Origin of the sequence: Polymorphospora sp. A560, assembly GCF_045781765.1 — a bacterium.
GTDB lineage: Bacteria > Actinomycetota > Actinomycetes > Mycobacteriales > Micromonosporaceae > Polymorphospora > Polymorphospora lycopeni.
This window is the reverse complement of sequence record NZ_CP122282.1, coordinates 5,191,560-5,205,465: the sequence shown is the minus strand read 5'-3', so window position 1 is coordinate 5,205,465 and position 13,906 is coordinate 5,191,560. Positions and strand designations below refer to the sequence as shown.

Here is a 13,906-nt window from a genome sequence, read left to right as displayed (position 1 = left end):
CCTGCTCATCGCGACCGGCGTGGTCACCGCCGCCGGCGCGGCCGTACTCAGGCATTCTCTTCTCGTCGTCTCCGCCGCGCTCACCGTGGCAGCCCTCGGCATGTGGTGGCTGCACCGGCGGCGCGGCACCCGGGCCGCCGCCGGGACCGGTGCCGCCGGCAACTGCGCCGGCAGCGGCTGCGGCTGCTGAACGTACGACCGGGTCACCGGCGGCCGCACCGGGTCGGCGCCGGTGACCGGGCCGCGCCCACCCGTGATCGACGGGACCACCCGCTCCGGGCCGGATCGCGGGCCACTAGGATCGGCGGCGATGAGATCCGGGGCGCCATGGCGGTTGCGGCAACACCTCCGGCGCCTGTGCCTGCTCACCGCCGTCCTCGTCGGCATGATCATCGTTCATCCCGGCATCTGCGGCACCTGCCCGGCCGATCACCATGGCTCCCATCCCGCCGGCTCGGCGACCGTCGTGCTGGACGCACTCTCCAACCAGCACTGCGCCGCCGACTCGTCGGGCCACGACGTCCAGCGCTGCGCCGCCCTCCCGCCCGGCACCGCGGCACCCGAGACCGCGATCCCCGCCACCCGGTTGCTCCAGTCCGCTCCCGGGGGCACGTCCGGCAGGAGTGTCGGCGAGCCGGCGGTGGGTGCACATCTGCGTCCCAGCCTGATCCGGTTGGCCGTCAGTCGAACGTAGGCAGATCTCCACAAGAGGAGTCGCACCGGCGCGCCCCCCACGCGCCCGCCCCGCCGGCCCGGCCGGAGATCCTTCTGGAGACCACGATGAACACTTCCAAGCACCCACCCGAACGGCTACGGCCGGTCCGGCCGCGCTGGCCGGTACGGGCGCTGGTCCGGGCGGTCGCCGCCGGGCTCGCGGTCGTCACCCTGGGCACGCCCGCCCTCGCGGTTCCCCCCGAGCCGCCGCCGTCCGGGCACGGAACCGACGGGCCGCCGCTGCTTCGGGACGTACTCGAATCCACCAACCGGGAGTTCGTGAAGGCCAAGGCGGCACTCGAGGAATCCCGCGCCCGGCAGTTGCATCTCACCCTCGAGCTGAACAAGGCCGAACACGACCTGGAAGGTCTGAGCGGTCAGGTCCAGGTCATGGGTGCCCAGTCCTACCGGGACGGGCGCCTGCAGGCGGCGGCCGTCATGCTCAACAGCGCCACCCCGGACTCCTTCCTGTCCCGAATGATCATGCTCGAAGAACTGAACATGGTGAACGCGAGGAAGGTCCGCGACCTCAACGCCGCCAGGTCCCGCGCCGAGCAGGCCAAGCAGGCCATCGACGCCGAGGTCGCCCAGCAGCAGCGGCAGCACGCCCTCATGGGCAAGCAGAAACGCGACGCCGAGAAGGAACTCGCACTGCTCGGCGGATCGGGCCTGACCGCCGGCGGACTTGTCGCGGCCGACTCGCCGGTGGCCCGCCCGGCCCCGAACGGTGGCAACGGGAACTGGCCGTCCGAGGCCTGCAACCAGAAGGACCCGACGACCTCCGGCTGCCTGACCCGCCGCACCCTGCACGCGTACAACGAGGTCAAGCGGGCCGGCTTCAACCGGTTCGTCGGCTGTTTCCGCACCGGCGACCGCTGGGAGCATCCGAAGGGACGCGCCTGTGACTGGTCGCTCCAGTCCCGCGGATTCAGTCCCGCCCGCACCACCGACCAGCGGCTCTACGGCAACAACCTGGCCGCCTTCCTGGTCCGCAACGCCGACCAGCTCGGTATCTACTACGTCATCTGGTACAAGCAGATCTGGATGCCGGCGACCGGCTGGCAACCGTACGTCGGAGCCTCGGACCATACCGACCACGTCCACATGTCCATGCTGTGAACGACGACCGCCACGGGGACCCGCCCGGTCCCCGTGGCGGCCGGCCGCCGGGGTCGCCCTTACGGCCGTTGCGCGCAGCGCCCGGCGTCGATGAAGATGAGTGCTGACATGGAATCGCATCGCTGTCCATAGGAGATCGTCATGCGGGTACGAACCATGGTCAGGACCACCGCTGTTCTCCTGGTCGCCTTCGGGGTGGCCGCCGTCCTCGGGTTCACGCAGGCGCAGGAAGCCTGGAACCTGGCGGGATACACCTGGTCCAACTGAGCGCGGTTGGCCCGGCGGACCGTCAGCTGGCCCGCCGGGCCAGACCGCTCAGGGTGGAGATCTCCGCCGGGCCGAGACGGTAGGAGACCTTGCCGGCGTGCACCGTCGCCGAGAGCGAGCGGTAGAACTCCTGCGCGTCCCTGTTCTCCAGGCCGGTCGCCCACTCCATCCGGGTGCAGTCGTGCCGCACGGCGACGGCGGCGACGTGGCTCATCAGGAGAGTTCCCAGCCCGTGGCCACGATGACTCCGGGCGATGTAGAGCTCCTTGAGGTAGAGGGAACTCGTGACGCCGACCGCGGGCCACAGGAAGGTGTAGGACGCGAATCCCACCGGCTCGTCGGTATTCCTGACCAGCAGCACGTCGGCGACGGCGCGGGGGCCGAAGAGAGCCTGCTCGATCTGCGCGATCCGTCGCGCCAGCGGCTCGAACACCGTGTCGCCGTAGAAGCGGCCCATCTCCTCCATCAGGGCGGCGAGGGCCGGGACGTCCGCTGGCGTGGCTGCGCTCACCTGTGGCACGACGGTCCTGCCCTCCCATCGACGAGGTTGTCCAGGAAGCAGGTTACGAGACCCGGCGGGGCCGGGGGCGCCCGTGGCCGCATCGGGCCACGGCGACGTGGTCGGGGGCGGGGGCGTCGTCTCCGACGCCCCCGCCCCCGTGGTGGGCGGTCAGCCGTGGCCGGCGGTCACCGGGTCGGTGCTACCCGGCGTACGTCTCGAACTCGGCGACCCGCGGCGTACCGCTCGCGCTGGTGATCCGGAAGGTGATCTTCTTCAGCGAGGTCGGGGTGAAGCTGACGATGCCCGCCTGGCTGCCGGAGGCCAGGACGGCACCGGTGTCGTGGTTGATGACCTGCCAGTTTCCGATGACGCCCACGGCGCCGGACGCCTCGCGGATCGAGATCCTGCCGACCCGGGTGGCGGAACCCCACTTCACCGAGATGTCACCGGTCGAACCGGACGGCGACCAGTAGCTGCTCATGTTGCCGTCGATCACGTTGCCGTAGCTCGTCCCGCTGCCCTTGCTGGAGCCGTCGGCGCCGGCGCCGAGGCTGAGGTTGGTTCCACCGGGCTGGGTCGGCCCGGGCGTGGGGGTGGTCGGACCGGGGGTCGGGGTCGTCGGACCCGGCGTGGGGTTGGTCGGACCCGGGGTCGGGTTGGTCGGCGTGCAGTTGCCGTCCGACACCCGCATGCCCTTGTTGGCGCCGGCCGTCTGGCGGACGATGTCCGGCACGCAGTTCGCCCCGTCGAGGCGGTAGGAGTACGGGATGCTGACGGTGGTGTTGGACTGCGGGTTGGGGCCGGCCGGGTAGTTGTCGCTGCCCTGGCTGGACCAGGTCACGTTGTCGAAGATGTTGCCGGCGACCTGCCAGTAGCCGCGCTCGCTGGTGTAGAAGGTGCCGAGCACGTCCTTGGCGTTCTTGAAGTAGTTGTTCTCCACCTTGGCGCGGCCACCGGCCCGGGAGTTGATGCCGGACTCGTGGATGCCCACGTAGTGGTTGTTGTAGATGTGGGAGATGCCGCCCCGCAGCAGGGGCGTACGGGAGTCGATGTTCTCGTACAGGTTGTTGTGGTAGGTGACGTAGCCGTTCGAGCGGTCGCTCTCACTGGACCCGATCAGGCCACCCCGGCCGGAGTTGCGCAGGATGCTGTAGGACAGGGTCACGTACTGGGTGTTGTCCTTCATGTCGAAGAGGCCGTCGAAGCCCTCCGACTCGCCACCGGAGGCCTCCAGGGTGACGTGGTCGACCCAGACGTTGCGGACGTCGCTCTCCATGCCGATGGCGTCGCCGCCGTTGGACGTGGGGGAACCCGACTTCTTGACGTTCCGGACGGTCACGTTCTGGATGACGATGTTGCTGGCCTCGCGGATGTGGATGCCGATCTGGTCGAAGACGGCTCCGCCACCGACCCCGATGATCGAGACGTTGCTGATCTGCTTGAGTTCGATCACGCCGGCGGCCGTGTTGCAGCTCGAGCCGGACACCTTGGTGGTGTTGCCGTGGTTGATGGTCCCCTCGACCTGGATGATGATCGGGGTACTGCTGCTGGCCCGGTTGCACAGGGCGGCGTGGATCGCGGTTCCCGTGGTGGCCCGTACCGTCTGTCCGCCCCGCCCGCCGGTGGTCCCGCCGTTCTGGGTCGCGTAGCCGGTGACGGTGCCCGTCGCCGCCGACGCCTGCGGCGACGGCAGGGCGACGACGATCGCGCCTCCGACGGCCGCCGTGGACAGCGCCGCCAGGAGTCGCAGTGCGACTGGTCGTCTCATCTCGCCTCTCCTTTGTCTTCGAATGCTCGTTCGCTGATAGCTGCCGGTCAGGTCAGCGGGGCGTAGCGGTCGCCCCGGACCCCGGTGTTCCTGTCGATGAATCGGGTCGACGGCTCGTCGCGGGCACCGTGCCGGGTCCGCCGCTTCGCCGCCCGTATCGCCGTACACGGTCGGCTCGTGGTTGCGGGCACGGAGTGCCACCCGCGCGGCGATCACCGTCGGGGTGGAGTGATTCGGGGGGTGCCGGCGGCGACGGCGGTCGCCGCTACCGGGACGTTGCGGGTGTCGATCGCGGTGGTGCGGATCGCGGCGGCCGGTCAGCCCCGTGCGGGGTCGATGTGGCGGCCACCCCGGGCGACGGCGGGCCGAGGTCCGCGCCGACCGCGTCGGCGGGGTCCGCCGGGAACGGTTTGCGTCTCATCAGAATCTCCCATGCTGTGATGGCGGAGCGGACACCGCCGTACTGCCCGCGCCGCTGGTGGCATCGCCCGATATGCCCTCGCCCGGCTCCACAATGAAACATCAATGAAACGCAATCGTAGGAAAGCGGTTTCCATGAATGCAATAGTTACTGTTTGCAGGTTTTTTGCAGTCCGTCCCGGTCGGGACGTGCCGAACCGCGGGTGCGCTGGATCAGCACGACGCAGGCCAGCACCGCCAGCGCCGCCACGATCGAGGCCGGCGTGACGGCCTCGGCGAGCAGCAGCGCCGACCAGATCAGGGTGAGCACCGGCTGGGCCAGCTGGACCTGGCCGACGTACGCGACGCCGCCCCGGGCCAGGCCCGCGTACCAGGCGAAGAAGCCGAGGAACATGGAGACCACGGTGAGGTAGCCGAACGCCGACCAGGCCGCGACGTCGGCGCGCGGGGGAGCGGCGATCGCGGCGACCGCCGTGACGGGAACGGTGACCGGCAGCGCGAGCAGCAGCGCCCAACAGATCGTGCGGGCGCCACCGAGTTCGCGGGCGAGCGCCCCGCCCTCGGCGTACCCGAGTCCACACAGGACGACCGCGGCGAGCAGGAACAGGTCGGCGGCGGACAGTGCGCCGTGTACGGCCCCGCCGGTGGTCAGGAAGGCGAGCACCGCCGCCAGGCCGCCGGTGCTCGCGACCCAGAACAGCACCGGTGGCCGCTCGCCGGCCCGCAGCACGGCGAACACGGCGGTCGCCGCCGGCAGTACCGCGATGACGACCGCGCCGCGCGCGGACGTCTGGGTGGTCAGCGCCAGCGAGGTGAACAGCGGGAAGCCGACGACGACGCCGACCGCGACGACCGACAGCCGCCGCCACTGGTCGCGGGTGGGCCGTGGCGCACCGGTGAAACGCAGGTACGCCAAGGCCAGCAGCGCCGCCCCGACGGCCCGGCCGAAGGCGACGAACCACGGGTCGAGTTGCTGCACGGCGACGCGGGTGGCGGGCAGCGACAGGCTGAACGCGAGCACGCCCAGCGCGCCGAGGGAGAGGCCGGCCGCCCGGTGCGCCGTTACCGTCGTCCGGTCAGTAGCGCTACTCTGTCCATTCATGAATAACGGTAACGCCGCCGAACGCGTTATCCAAGATCTGCGTGCCCTCGTAGCCGCCGCCGAACCCGGCACCCGGCTGCCGTCGGTGCGCGAGCTGACCGCCCGGCACCGGGCCTCGCCGGTCACCGTCGCCGAGGCGATCCGGCAGGTGGTGGCGGAAGGACTGGTCGAGACCCGATCCGGCAGAGGCACCTTCGTGGCCGCCCCGCCGCACCGGCGACCCGCTCCGGACCTGTCCTGGCAGACCGTCGCGCTCGGCCCCCGCCGGCCCGGCGAGGAGGAGATGCAGGCGCTACTGGCGTTACCATCCGCCGGGGCGATCCCGCTGTCCGGCGGTTACCCGGACGCCGACCTCCAGCCGGCCGCCGCGCTCGGCGCCGCCCTCACCCGGGCCGCCCGGCAGCCCGCGTCGTGGCAGCGGGGACCGACCGAGGGACGGGCGGACCTGCGTGCCTGGTTCGCCCGGGAGGTCGGCGCCGGGCTGCGCGCCGACGACATGGTGATCTGCCCCGGCGGGCAGGCCGCCCTGTCGACGGCGCTGCGCGCGCTCGCCGGGCCCGGCGACACCCTGCTCGTCGAGTCCCCGACCTACCTGGGCGCGCTGGCCGCCGGCCGGGCGGCCGGACTGCGGATCGTCCCCGTGCCCGCCGACGCCGACGGCGTACGGCCCGACCAGCTCGCGGCCGCGTTCGCCCGTACCGGCGCCCGGCTGTTCTACTGCCAGCCGTTGCACGCCAACCCGCACGGCGCGACGCTGGCGGGTCACCGCCGGGACCAGGTGGCGCGGGCCGTCCGCGACGCCGAGGCGTTCCTGATCGAGGACGACTACGCCCGCGACCTGACCATCGACGGGACGGTCCCGCCGCCGCTGGCCGCCGACGACCCGGACGGGCACGTCGTCTACCTGCGCTCGCTGACCAAGCCGGCGGCTCCGGGGCTGCGGGTCGCCGCGATCGGCGCCCGCGGCCCGGCCGGCGCCCGGCTGCGGGCGGCCCGGCTGCTCGACGACCTCTACGTCGCCGGCCCGCTGCAGCAGGCCACGCTCGATTTCGTCAGCGCGCCCGCCTGGACCCGGCACCGGAAGACCCTGCGCGCCGCGCTGCGCGACCGCCGCGACGCGCTGCTGACCGCGCTGGGCCGCCACCTGCCGGAACTCGCCGGCCAGCCGGTCCCGCGCGGCGGACTGCACCTGTGGGTCCGCCTGCCCGAGGGCACCGACGACATCGCACTGGCCGCCGCCGCGGCCGGCGAGGGCGTCGTCGTCTTCCCCGGCCGCCCCTGGTATGCGGCCGAACCCCCGGCCCCGCACCTTCGCCTCACCTACGCCGCGGCGCCACCCGACCTGATGGACGAGGCCGTGCGTCGCCTCGCCCGCGCCGTCCACGCGGGAGCGGCCCCCTAGCCGACGCCGCCGCCTACCGGCGCGGTACGGCGGTGGTGAAGTTGCCGACGAGCGCGGTGACCGCCTGCCGGACGGACACGGGCAGGTCCGCCCCGGTGTCGGCGGCGAGCGTGAGGCGGTGGAGTACGCCGACCACCGCCAGCGCGAGCGGGGCGGGCTGAACGGCCGCGGCGAGGCGCCCGAGCCGTTGCTCCTCGGTCAGGTACGTGGTCACCGCTCCCTCGACGGCGTCGATGCCGCTCGTGTCGTCCCCGAGCACCGCGTGGACACGCGCGATCAGGTCCGGTCGTGCGACGAGAAGCCTGGTCAGTGCCATGAGGGTCGCCGGCGGGGTCGCGAGGGCGGCGTCGCACAGGTTCGCGGCGATGTCGCCCGTGCCGGCCCGTTCGGGCAGCGCCGCCGCGTGGGCGGAGACCGAGAAGGTCCGGTCGACGGCGTATCCGGCCAGGAAGTCGTCGAGGTCGGCGAAGTGGGCGTACAGCAGTCCGGTCGCGACAGCGGCCTCGCCGGTGATGGCCCGGCCGTTGAGCCGGCCGGGTCCGTCGCGGACGATCACCCGCTCGACGGCGGCGAACAGGTGCTGCCTGATCTGCGGGATCGCGACACCTCTGGGCATGCCGTCCACCCTATGCGTTCCACGGCGCCCGCCGATCGCCTTGCGTCAAGTATGAGCGGATGCTCATACTGACTTTGAGCATCCGCTCATATCGGCCGAGAGGTGGGAGTGGCAGTGACGGGTGACGCGGACCGCGGCGTACGCGGGAAACGGGTGATCGTCGTGGGAGCCGGCATCGCCGGTCTGGCCACCGCGCTCCGGCTCGCCCGGTCGGGAGCCGACGTGCTCGTGATCGAGCGCGCCCCGCACCGTCGCGGTGGCGGTTACATGGTGAACCTGCTCGGACCGGGTTACACGGCGGCGGAGCGGCTGGGGCTGCTGCCCGCGCTGGCCGACCAGGACCTCGGGCCGTTCACCTCGATCCTGGTCAAGGCCGACGGTCGGGAGAAGTTCACGGTCCCGACCGCGATCGCGCAGGCGGCGCTCGGCCCACGGGCGATCTCGGTCTTCCGTGGCGACCTGGAATCCGTGCTGTACGAGGCGGTGCGTGACATCGCCGAGATCCGGTTCGGCACCACCGTGCGGGCCGTCGCCCAGGACCCCGGCGAGGTACGGGCCACGCTGAGCGACGGCACACCGGAGCGTGCCGACCTGCTCGTCGCCGCCGACGGCCTGCACTCCGGCGTCCGCGAGATCGTGTTCGGCCCCGAGGCGGATTTCCGGGTGGACTTCGGGCACCTGGTGGCCGCGTTCCCGCTCCAGCGGGTCCCGGGCGACGTCGCGGTCGGGAGCGGCACGACGTTCATCGGTCCGGGACGGACCGCGGCGGTGGTCAACCTGGGGCCGGGACGGTCGTCGGCGTTCTTCGCCTACCGCAGCCCCGATCCGTTGTCCGAACTGGCGAGCGGGCCGGTACGGGCCCTCACCGCGGCCTTCGCGGATCTCGGCGGGGGAGTGCCCGACGCCCTCGCCCAGCTCGAGGCCGAGCCGGCCCGCGCCTACTTCGACTCGGTCAGCCAGATCGTGATGGACCGGTGGAGCCACGGCCGGGTCGTCCTGCTCGGCGACGCCGCCTGGTGCGTGACCCTCTTCGCGGGTGCCGGAGCGGCCCTGGCTCTCGCCGGCGCCGACCAACTCGGCACCGCCCTGCGCGAGCACGGCGACGACATCCCGGCGGCGCTGGCCCGCTGGGAGGCGCCGCTGCGCCCCGAGGTGCACCAGCGGCAGGCGCTGGCCCGCAGAGGAATGGCGCAGTACGCCCCACCCAGCAGGGCGCACGTCTGGATCCGCGATCTGACGATTCGGGCCATCCTTCTTCCCGGTATTCGCCGTTTGGTGCAGCGCCGTATCCAGCGGGCGAACCAATAGTCGCCCGCTAACCGTCCAACCCCTGACGATTTCTCCACCGCTAACACGGCTATATGTCCGGCAAGTTTCCGGATGGGCGCCCGGGGCTGAACATCGACCGGAGTTACGCGCTGTCATATGCTGATGAGTAGCGGCTACCGATGCGTACGGCCGGCGTAATGATCATTGTTTGAGGGCAGGTCCGCGGTGCCCCGGTAGACGATCCGGGCCCGCGGAACCCGGTGCGGAAACCCGCAGGAATGTTCCGGAAAGCCCTTCACCCACGAGGGCTTACACAAAAAGGGGATACCCAGTGAGTGCTGAGACCTTCGAGCGGTACGAGGCGGACCTCGCCGGCCACCGGGCGGCCTTCGCCGCCGACGAAGCGGTGAACCTGCTGATGTCGCCGTCGTGCGACGAGCGCCTGCTCGTCCGCTGGATGCTGCGCTACAGCGTGCACGGGGTCGCGATGACCGCCCCCGTCGAGTCCTGGATCGCCGGTGCGGGGGAGCGGTGCGCGCAGCTCGGCAACGAGGCCCTGGGCAAGGCGCTGAAGGCGCACGCCCGCGCCGAGGCGGGCCACGACCAGATGATGGTCGACGACGCGCGCGCGATCGCCGCCCGGCTCAACGCGGAGGCGCCCGGCACGGTCGACGTCGAGGCGCTGCTCGCCGAGCCCGCCCTGGCCAGCACCGTTCCGTACATCGAGTTGCACGAGCGGGTGATCGCCGGACCGAACCCGCAGGGGCAGCTCGCCATCGAGTACGAGATCGAGCAGTTGTCGGTCACCATGGCCCCGCACATCCTGCGCAACTGCGAGCGCGTCTTCGGCGGAGACCCGAGCTTCTACAGCTTCCTCGCCGAGCACGTCGAGTTGGACGCCGGCCACACCGCGTTCAACCGCCGGCAGTTGCAGGGCGTGCTGGCCGAGTCGCCGGAGGCGCTGCCCACCATGATCGAGGCCGGTCGGACCGCGCTGGCCTGCTACGGGGCCTTCATGGCGGAGTGCCTGCGGCTGGCGCAGGAGGACCTGGGCAAGGTCCCGGTCTCCGCATGAGCGCACCGGTCCGCACGCCCGCCCCCGTCGTCGGCCCGTTGTGGGACGTGGTCGTCGAGCAACGGGGCTGGCACCTGCACATCCGCCAGCTACCGCTGGCCGCGTGCAACAACACGAGGCTGCTGCAGGAGCTGCGTGCCTTCCGCGCGGAAATCCTCTACGCCGGCGGCCGACGACCGGAGTTCCGCAACCCGGCGGGTCAGTACGTCGACGCCCAGTTGCTGGACTTCGGCGCGTACCACATCACGGCACACGCCACGCCGACCGCGCCACCCAGCGGCTACATCCGGCTGGTTCCACCCGCTCTGAACGGCCAGTTCCAGACCCGGGAACTGCTCGGCCCCGACCGGTTCGCCGCCGTTCTGGACCTCCACCGGATTGCCGGGGAGGGCGTCTACGAGCCCAGCCGGCTCGTGGTCGCCGGGTGGGCCCGTGGCCTGGGCCTCGGAGCCGTGCTGAACGCCGGCGCCATCGCCACCGCCCGGGCACTCGGCGCGGCCGGCATCGTCGCCATCTGTGGCATGGACGACGGGCAACACCGTTTCCACCAGCGGTTCGGCTACCGCGTCTGCGCGGGAACCGAGCACTACTCCACCCACTACCAGGACCACGTCTGCGCCATCGTCCATCCTGTCGACGGTCCCGGCGGGGAGTACGCCGACCTCATCGACCAGCTCCACGCAGGCATCGGCTCGGCCGCCGGGCGATGACCGATCCCGGCGGCGGGCGACGGGCCGGACGGTGCCGCCGTCCGGCCCGGGTCCTGATCCTGGTGGGCCGGTCCGGTGCCGGGAAAGTGTCCGCGGCGTCGATCGGTTTCGAGCTGATGAATCACTCAGGAAACCGTCCGCGTCGCTTCGAAATGATATTCGCGGGCGGGACGTGAATGATGTTCGCGACGAAGTTGACCTGTATATATCCATTAATTGAGATCAATGCAATTGTTTCAAATGACGACTGCGATCGTGTGCGAAAGAATCTTTACTGATAGTGACTTGCCGCATCCCGGCCGGAACACTACGGAATCGCGGCGGCCGATCGACCGCCGCGATTCCGCAGTAGGAGGTCGCACAGATGATCGGATCACAGCCCGCGAACAGGCGCGCGATTCTGCATCGCGCGCTTGTCACGGCAGGCGTCGCCGTACTCGTCGCCGCGTCGCTCACCAGCCCGGCGTCGGCGGCGCCGAACGCCAAGCCGGTCACGCCCGGCGCGGGGCCGGTCGGCGCCGTACCGGGTGGCTTCGCCGACTGGTCGGAGCTGATCGCCGTCCAGAGCAAGCTCAACGCCGCCGCCGAGAAGGTGGCAGCGGCCAAGAACGCCGGCTTCGCCGGGATCGTCGCCGCTCCGGAGAACCGCGAGGTGCGGGTCTACTGGAAGAACCCCGGCGCGAGCGTGCGTTCACTGGTCACCGACCTGAACCGCAACGTGCCCGTCAAGCTCTACCCGGCCCGGTTCTCCGAGGCCGAACTGGCTTCCGCGGCCCGCGGCCTCGCCGCCGTACCCAACGTCGTCAACGTCACCCCGGCGGTCGACGGAAGCGGCATCCAGCTCACCGTCGAGGGCAACAGCGCTCAGGTCAGCGCGGCTCCGGCCGTCCGCGACTCCGCCGTGCCGGTCACCATCGTGGCCGGTGGAAAGCCGGTCGCCACCTTCAGCCGGCAGGCCGACACCCCGAACTACTACGGCGGCGGCCGGTTCTGGTCGCCGGGCGGCGGGTGCAGCACCGGCTTCGCGATCCACGTGGGCGGCTCCCAGCAGATGCTCACCGCCGGACACTGCGGCGAGAACGGCCAGACCGTGACCACCGGCGCCAACGTCCCGATGGGCACCATCCACAGCAAGATCGCCTGCCAGGACATCGAGATCATCAACACCGGCTCCTGGGGCCGGGTCTTCACCGGCCCGAACAACTCGTCCACCAGCGTCGCCATCGGCGGCACCGCCGGCAGCTTCGTCGGCAACTGGGTCGTCACCAGCGGATCCACCAGCGGCGAGCACAACAACGTCCAGATCACCGCGGTCAACCTCTACCTGTCCGTCGGCGGCATCCCGTGCGGCTCCGTCGGACCGCTGGTCCAGGCTCGCCAGACCGCCGGCCTGTGCGCGGTCGCTCCCGGTGACAGCGGCGGCCCGGTGATCGCCTACCGCGCCGACGGCAAGGCCGACGCCCTGGGCACCATCACCGCCGGCTCCAACCCCGTTCCGGCCGCCAACTGCCCCGGCACCCTCTTCTCGCCGGGCTACAACTATGTGTACTACATCCCGATCAACGTCTCGCTGGGAAGCTACGGCGCCTCGATCGTCACGAGCTGACCGTCGCACCGACGCACCGGGCCTGTCGGTCCCGCCGACCGACAGGCCCGGTGCCGCGCGTCCGGGCCCGGTGCCGCGCCGACCGGGAGCCGGCGGCGGCGCGGCGCCCGCCCGGCCCGCCGGCCGGGCGACGGCTACGGTGACCGGATGCTGATCGTCGGGATGATGTCGGGAACCTCGTACGACGCCGTCGACGTCGCCGCCGCACGGTTCCGCCGCGACGGCGACACCCTGTGGATGGACCCGCTCGGCACGGTCGATCAGCCGTTCGACGACGCGCTGCGCGCGGAGATCGCCGCCGTCCTGCCACCCCGGCCGACCACCATCGAGGCGGTCTGCCGGCTCGACACCCGGCTCGGCCAGGTCTTCGCCCGGGCCGCCGCCACCGGCGTCGAACTGGCCGGCGGCGCCGCCGACCTGGTCGTCTCACCCGGACAGACCGTCTTCCACTGGATCGCCGACGGCCGGGCGATGGGGACCCTGCAACTCGGCGCACCCGCCTGGGTCGCGGCCCGGACCGGGCTCCCGGTCCTGTCCGACCTGCGCGGCGCCGACATCGCCGCCGGCGGGCAGGGCGCCCCGCTGGTCCCGGCCTTCGACGCGCTGCTGCTGGCACCCGACCCGGACCGGCCGGCCCCGGCCGGCCCCCGGGCGGCACTCAACCTCGGCGGCATCGCCAACCTCACCGTCGTCGCACCGGACCGGCCGGTGACCGGGTACGACGTCGGGCCGGCCAACGCGCTCATCGACGCCGCCACCCTCCGCTACCACGCGGCGCCGTACGACCACGACGGCCGATTCGCGGCGGCCGGCACCGTCGACCCGGAACTGCTCGCGCTGCTGCTCGCCGAGCCCTACCTGAGCCGGCCGGCGCCCAAGTCGACCGGCAAGGAACTCTTCCACGCCGGCTACCTCGACGACCGCCTGGCGGCCCACGGCCACCCGGTCCGGCCCGACGACGTCATCGCCACCCTCACCGAGCTGACCGCGCGTACGGTCGCCGCCGAATGCGACCGGCACGGCGTCGTCGAGGTGGTGGCGGCCGGCGGCGGGGTCCGCAACCCGGTGCTCATGCGCCGGCTGCGCGACCTCGGGGCCGGCCACCGGGTGCTGCGCACCACCGACGACTGGGGGATACCGGCCCAGGCGAAGGAGGCGTACGCGTTCGCGTTGCTGGGCTGGCTGTCCGCGCACGGGCTGCCGGGCGCGCTGCCGTCGGTCACCGGGGCCGGCGCCGCCGCCGTACTCGGCTCGTGGACGCCGGGGCCGCCGCCGGTCCGGCCGGCCCGGCCCGGCCCACCGCCGCGGCGGCTACGGATCGGGACCTGACCCCGGC

At 72.0% G+C, this 13,906-nt stretch carries 15 protein-coding genes; 10 read left to right on the top strand and 5 right to left on the bottom strand.

Annotation, left to right across the window (positions count from 1 at the left end; genetic code table 11):
* Nucleotides 1–19 precede the first annotated feature (19 nt).
* From QCD66_RS23085 to QCD66_RS23070, 4 genes are all read left to right on the top strand, one after another.
* Nucleotides 20–190 carry a hypothetical protein gene (locus QCD66_RS23085; protein ID WP_375736221.1) on the top strand — a complete coding sequence of 57 codons (171 nt, stop codon included), beginning with the start codon at nucleotides 20–22 and terminating at the stop codon, nucleotides 188–190.
* A 120-nt stretch (nucleotides 191–310) separates the two neighbouring features.
* On the top strand, nucleotides 311–694 hold the full coding sequence (locus QCD66_RS23080; protein ID WP_375736222.1) for a hypothetical protein: 384 nt from the start codon (nucleotides 311–313) through the stop codon (nucleotides 692–694).
* 86 nt (nucleotides 695–780) lie between these two features.
* Complete coding sequence (locus tag QCD66_RS23075; RefSeq protein ID WP_364212531.1) at nucleotides 781–1,833, top strand: hypothetical protein; 1,053 nt, start codon at nucleotides 781–783, stop codon at nucleotides 1,831–1,833.
* A gap of 141 nt (nucleotides 1,834–1,974) precedes the next feature.
* Nucleotides 1,975–2,100 (top strand): hypothetical protein, encoded by a 126-nt coding sequence (locus tag QCD66_RS23070; RefSeq protein ID WP_364212528.1) that lies wholly within the window; start codon nucleotides 1,975–1,977, stop codon nucleotides 2,098–2,100.
* Nucleotides 2,101–2,122: 22 nt separating this feature from the next.
* Here the strand turns inward: QCD66_RS23070 and QCD66_RS23065 are convergent, their stop codons facing one another.
* The 4 genes from QCD66_RS23065 to QCD66_RS23050 all read right to left on the bottom strand — a co-directional run bounded on the left by QCD66_RS23065 (nucleotide 2,123) and on the right by QCD66_RS23050 (nucleotide 5,892).
* A complete protein-coding gene (locus QCD66_RS23065; protein ID WP_364212525.1) occupies nucleotides 2,123–2,611 on the bottom strand; it encodes a GNAT family N-acetyltransferase in 489 nt (162 codons plus the stop codon).
* 190 nt (nucleotides 2,612–2,801) lie between these two features.
* Nucleotides 2,802–4,370 (bottom strand): polysaccharide lyase family 1 protein, encoded by a 1,569-nt coding sequence (locus tag QCD66_RS23060; RefSeq protein WP_375736223.1) that lies wholly within the window; start codon nucleotides 4,368–4,370, stop codon nucleotides 2,802–2,804.
* A gap of 47 nt (nucleotides 4,371–4,417) precedes the next feature.
* A complete protein-coding gene (locus QCD66_RS23055) occupies nucleotides 4,418–4,561 on the bottom strand; it encodes a hypothetical protein (RefSeq protein WP_407566776.1) in 144 nt (47 codons plus the stop codon).
* Between the two features lie 377 nt (nucleotides 4,562–4,938).
* On the bottom strand, nucleotides 4,939–5,892 hold the full coding sequence (locus QCD66_RS23050; RefSeq protein WP_375736224.1) for a DMT family transporter: 954 nt from the start codon (nucleotides 5,890–5,892) through the stop codon (nucleotides 4,939–4,941).
* Between QCD66_RS23050 and QCD66_RS23045 the strand changes: the two genes are divergently transcribed.
* Nucleotides 5,891–7,294: a PLP-dependent aminotransferase family protein gene (locus QCD66_RS23045; RefSeq protein ID WP_375736225.1), complete on the top strand. Its 1,404-nt coding sequence runs from the start codon at nucleotides 5,891–5,893 to the stop codon at nucleotides 7,292–7,294. The two genes, QCD66_RS23050 and QCD66_RS23045, sit on opposite strands and share 2 nt — an antisense overlap.
* Nucleotides 7,295–7,307: 13 nt before the next feature.
* Here the strand turns inward: QCD66_RS23045 and QCD66_RS23040 are convergent, their stop codons facing one another.
* Nucleotides 7,308–7,910 (bottom strand): TetR/AcrR family transcriptional regulator, encoded by a 603-nt coding sequence (locus tag QCD66_RS23040; RefSeq protein ID WP_375736226.1) that lies wholly within the window; start codon nucleotides 7,908–7,910, stop codon nucleotides 7,308–7,310.
* A gap of 114 nt (nucleotides 7,911–8,024) precedes the next feature.
* Between QCD66_RS23040 and QCD66_RS23035 the strand changes: the two genes are divergently transcribed.
* The 5 genes from QCD66_RS23035 (at nucleotide 8,025) to QCD66_RS23015 (ending at nucleotide 13,899) form a co-directional block, all read left to right on the top strand.
* Nucleotides 8,025–9,218, top strand: a complete 1,194-nt coding sequence (locus QCD66_RS23035; protein ID WP_407566775.1) for an FAD-dependent oxidoreductase — start codon at nucleotides 8,025–8,027, stop codon at nucleotides 9,216–9,218.
* Between the two features lie 292 nt (nucleotides 9,219–9,510).
* Entirely contained in the window at nucleotides 9,511–10,254 is a 744-nt protein-coding gene (locus QCD66_RS23030) for an iron-containing redox enzyme family protein (RefSeq protein WP_407566774.1), read from the top strand.
* Nucleotides 10,251–10,964: a hypothetical protein gene (locus QCD66_RS23025; RefSeq protein ID WP_375736229.1), complete on the top strand. Its 714-nt coding sequence runs from the start codon at nucleotides 10,251–10,253 to the stop codon at nucleotides 10,962–10,964. The genes QCD66_RS23030 and QCD66_RS23025 overlap by 4 nt, the downstream gene beginning before the upstream one ends.
* A gap of 364 nt (nucleotides 10,965–11,328) precedes the next feature.
* Nucleotides 11,329–12,570, top strand: coding sequence for a hypothetical protein (locus tag QCD66_RS23020; protein ID WP_364212501.1), 1,242 nt, complete (start codon nucleotides 11,329–11,331; stop codon nucleotides 12,568–12,570).
* Between the two features lie 147 nt (nucleotides 12,571–12,717).
* On the top strand, nucleotides 12,718–13,899 hold the full coding sequence (locus QCD66_RS23015) for an anhydro-N-acetylmuramic acid kinase (RefSeq protein ID WP_375736230.1): 1,182 nt from the start codon (nucleotides 12,718–12,720) through the stop codon (nucleotides 13,897–13,899).
* Nucleotides 13,900–13,906 lie beyond the last annotated feature (7 nt).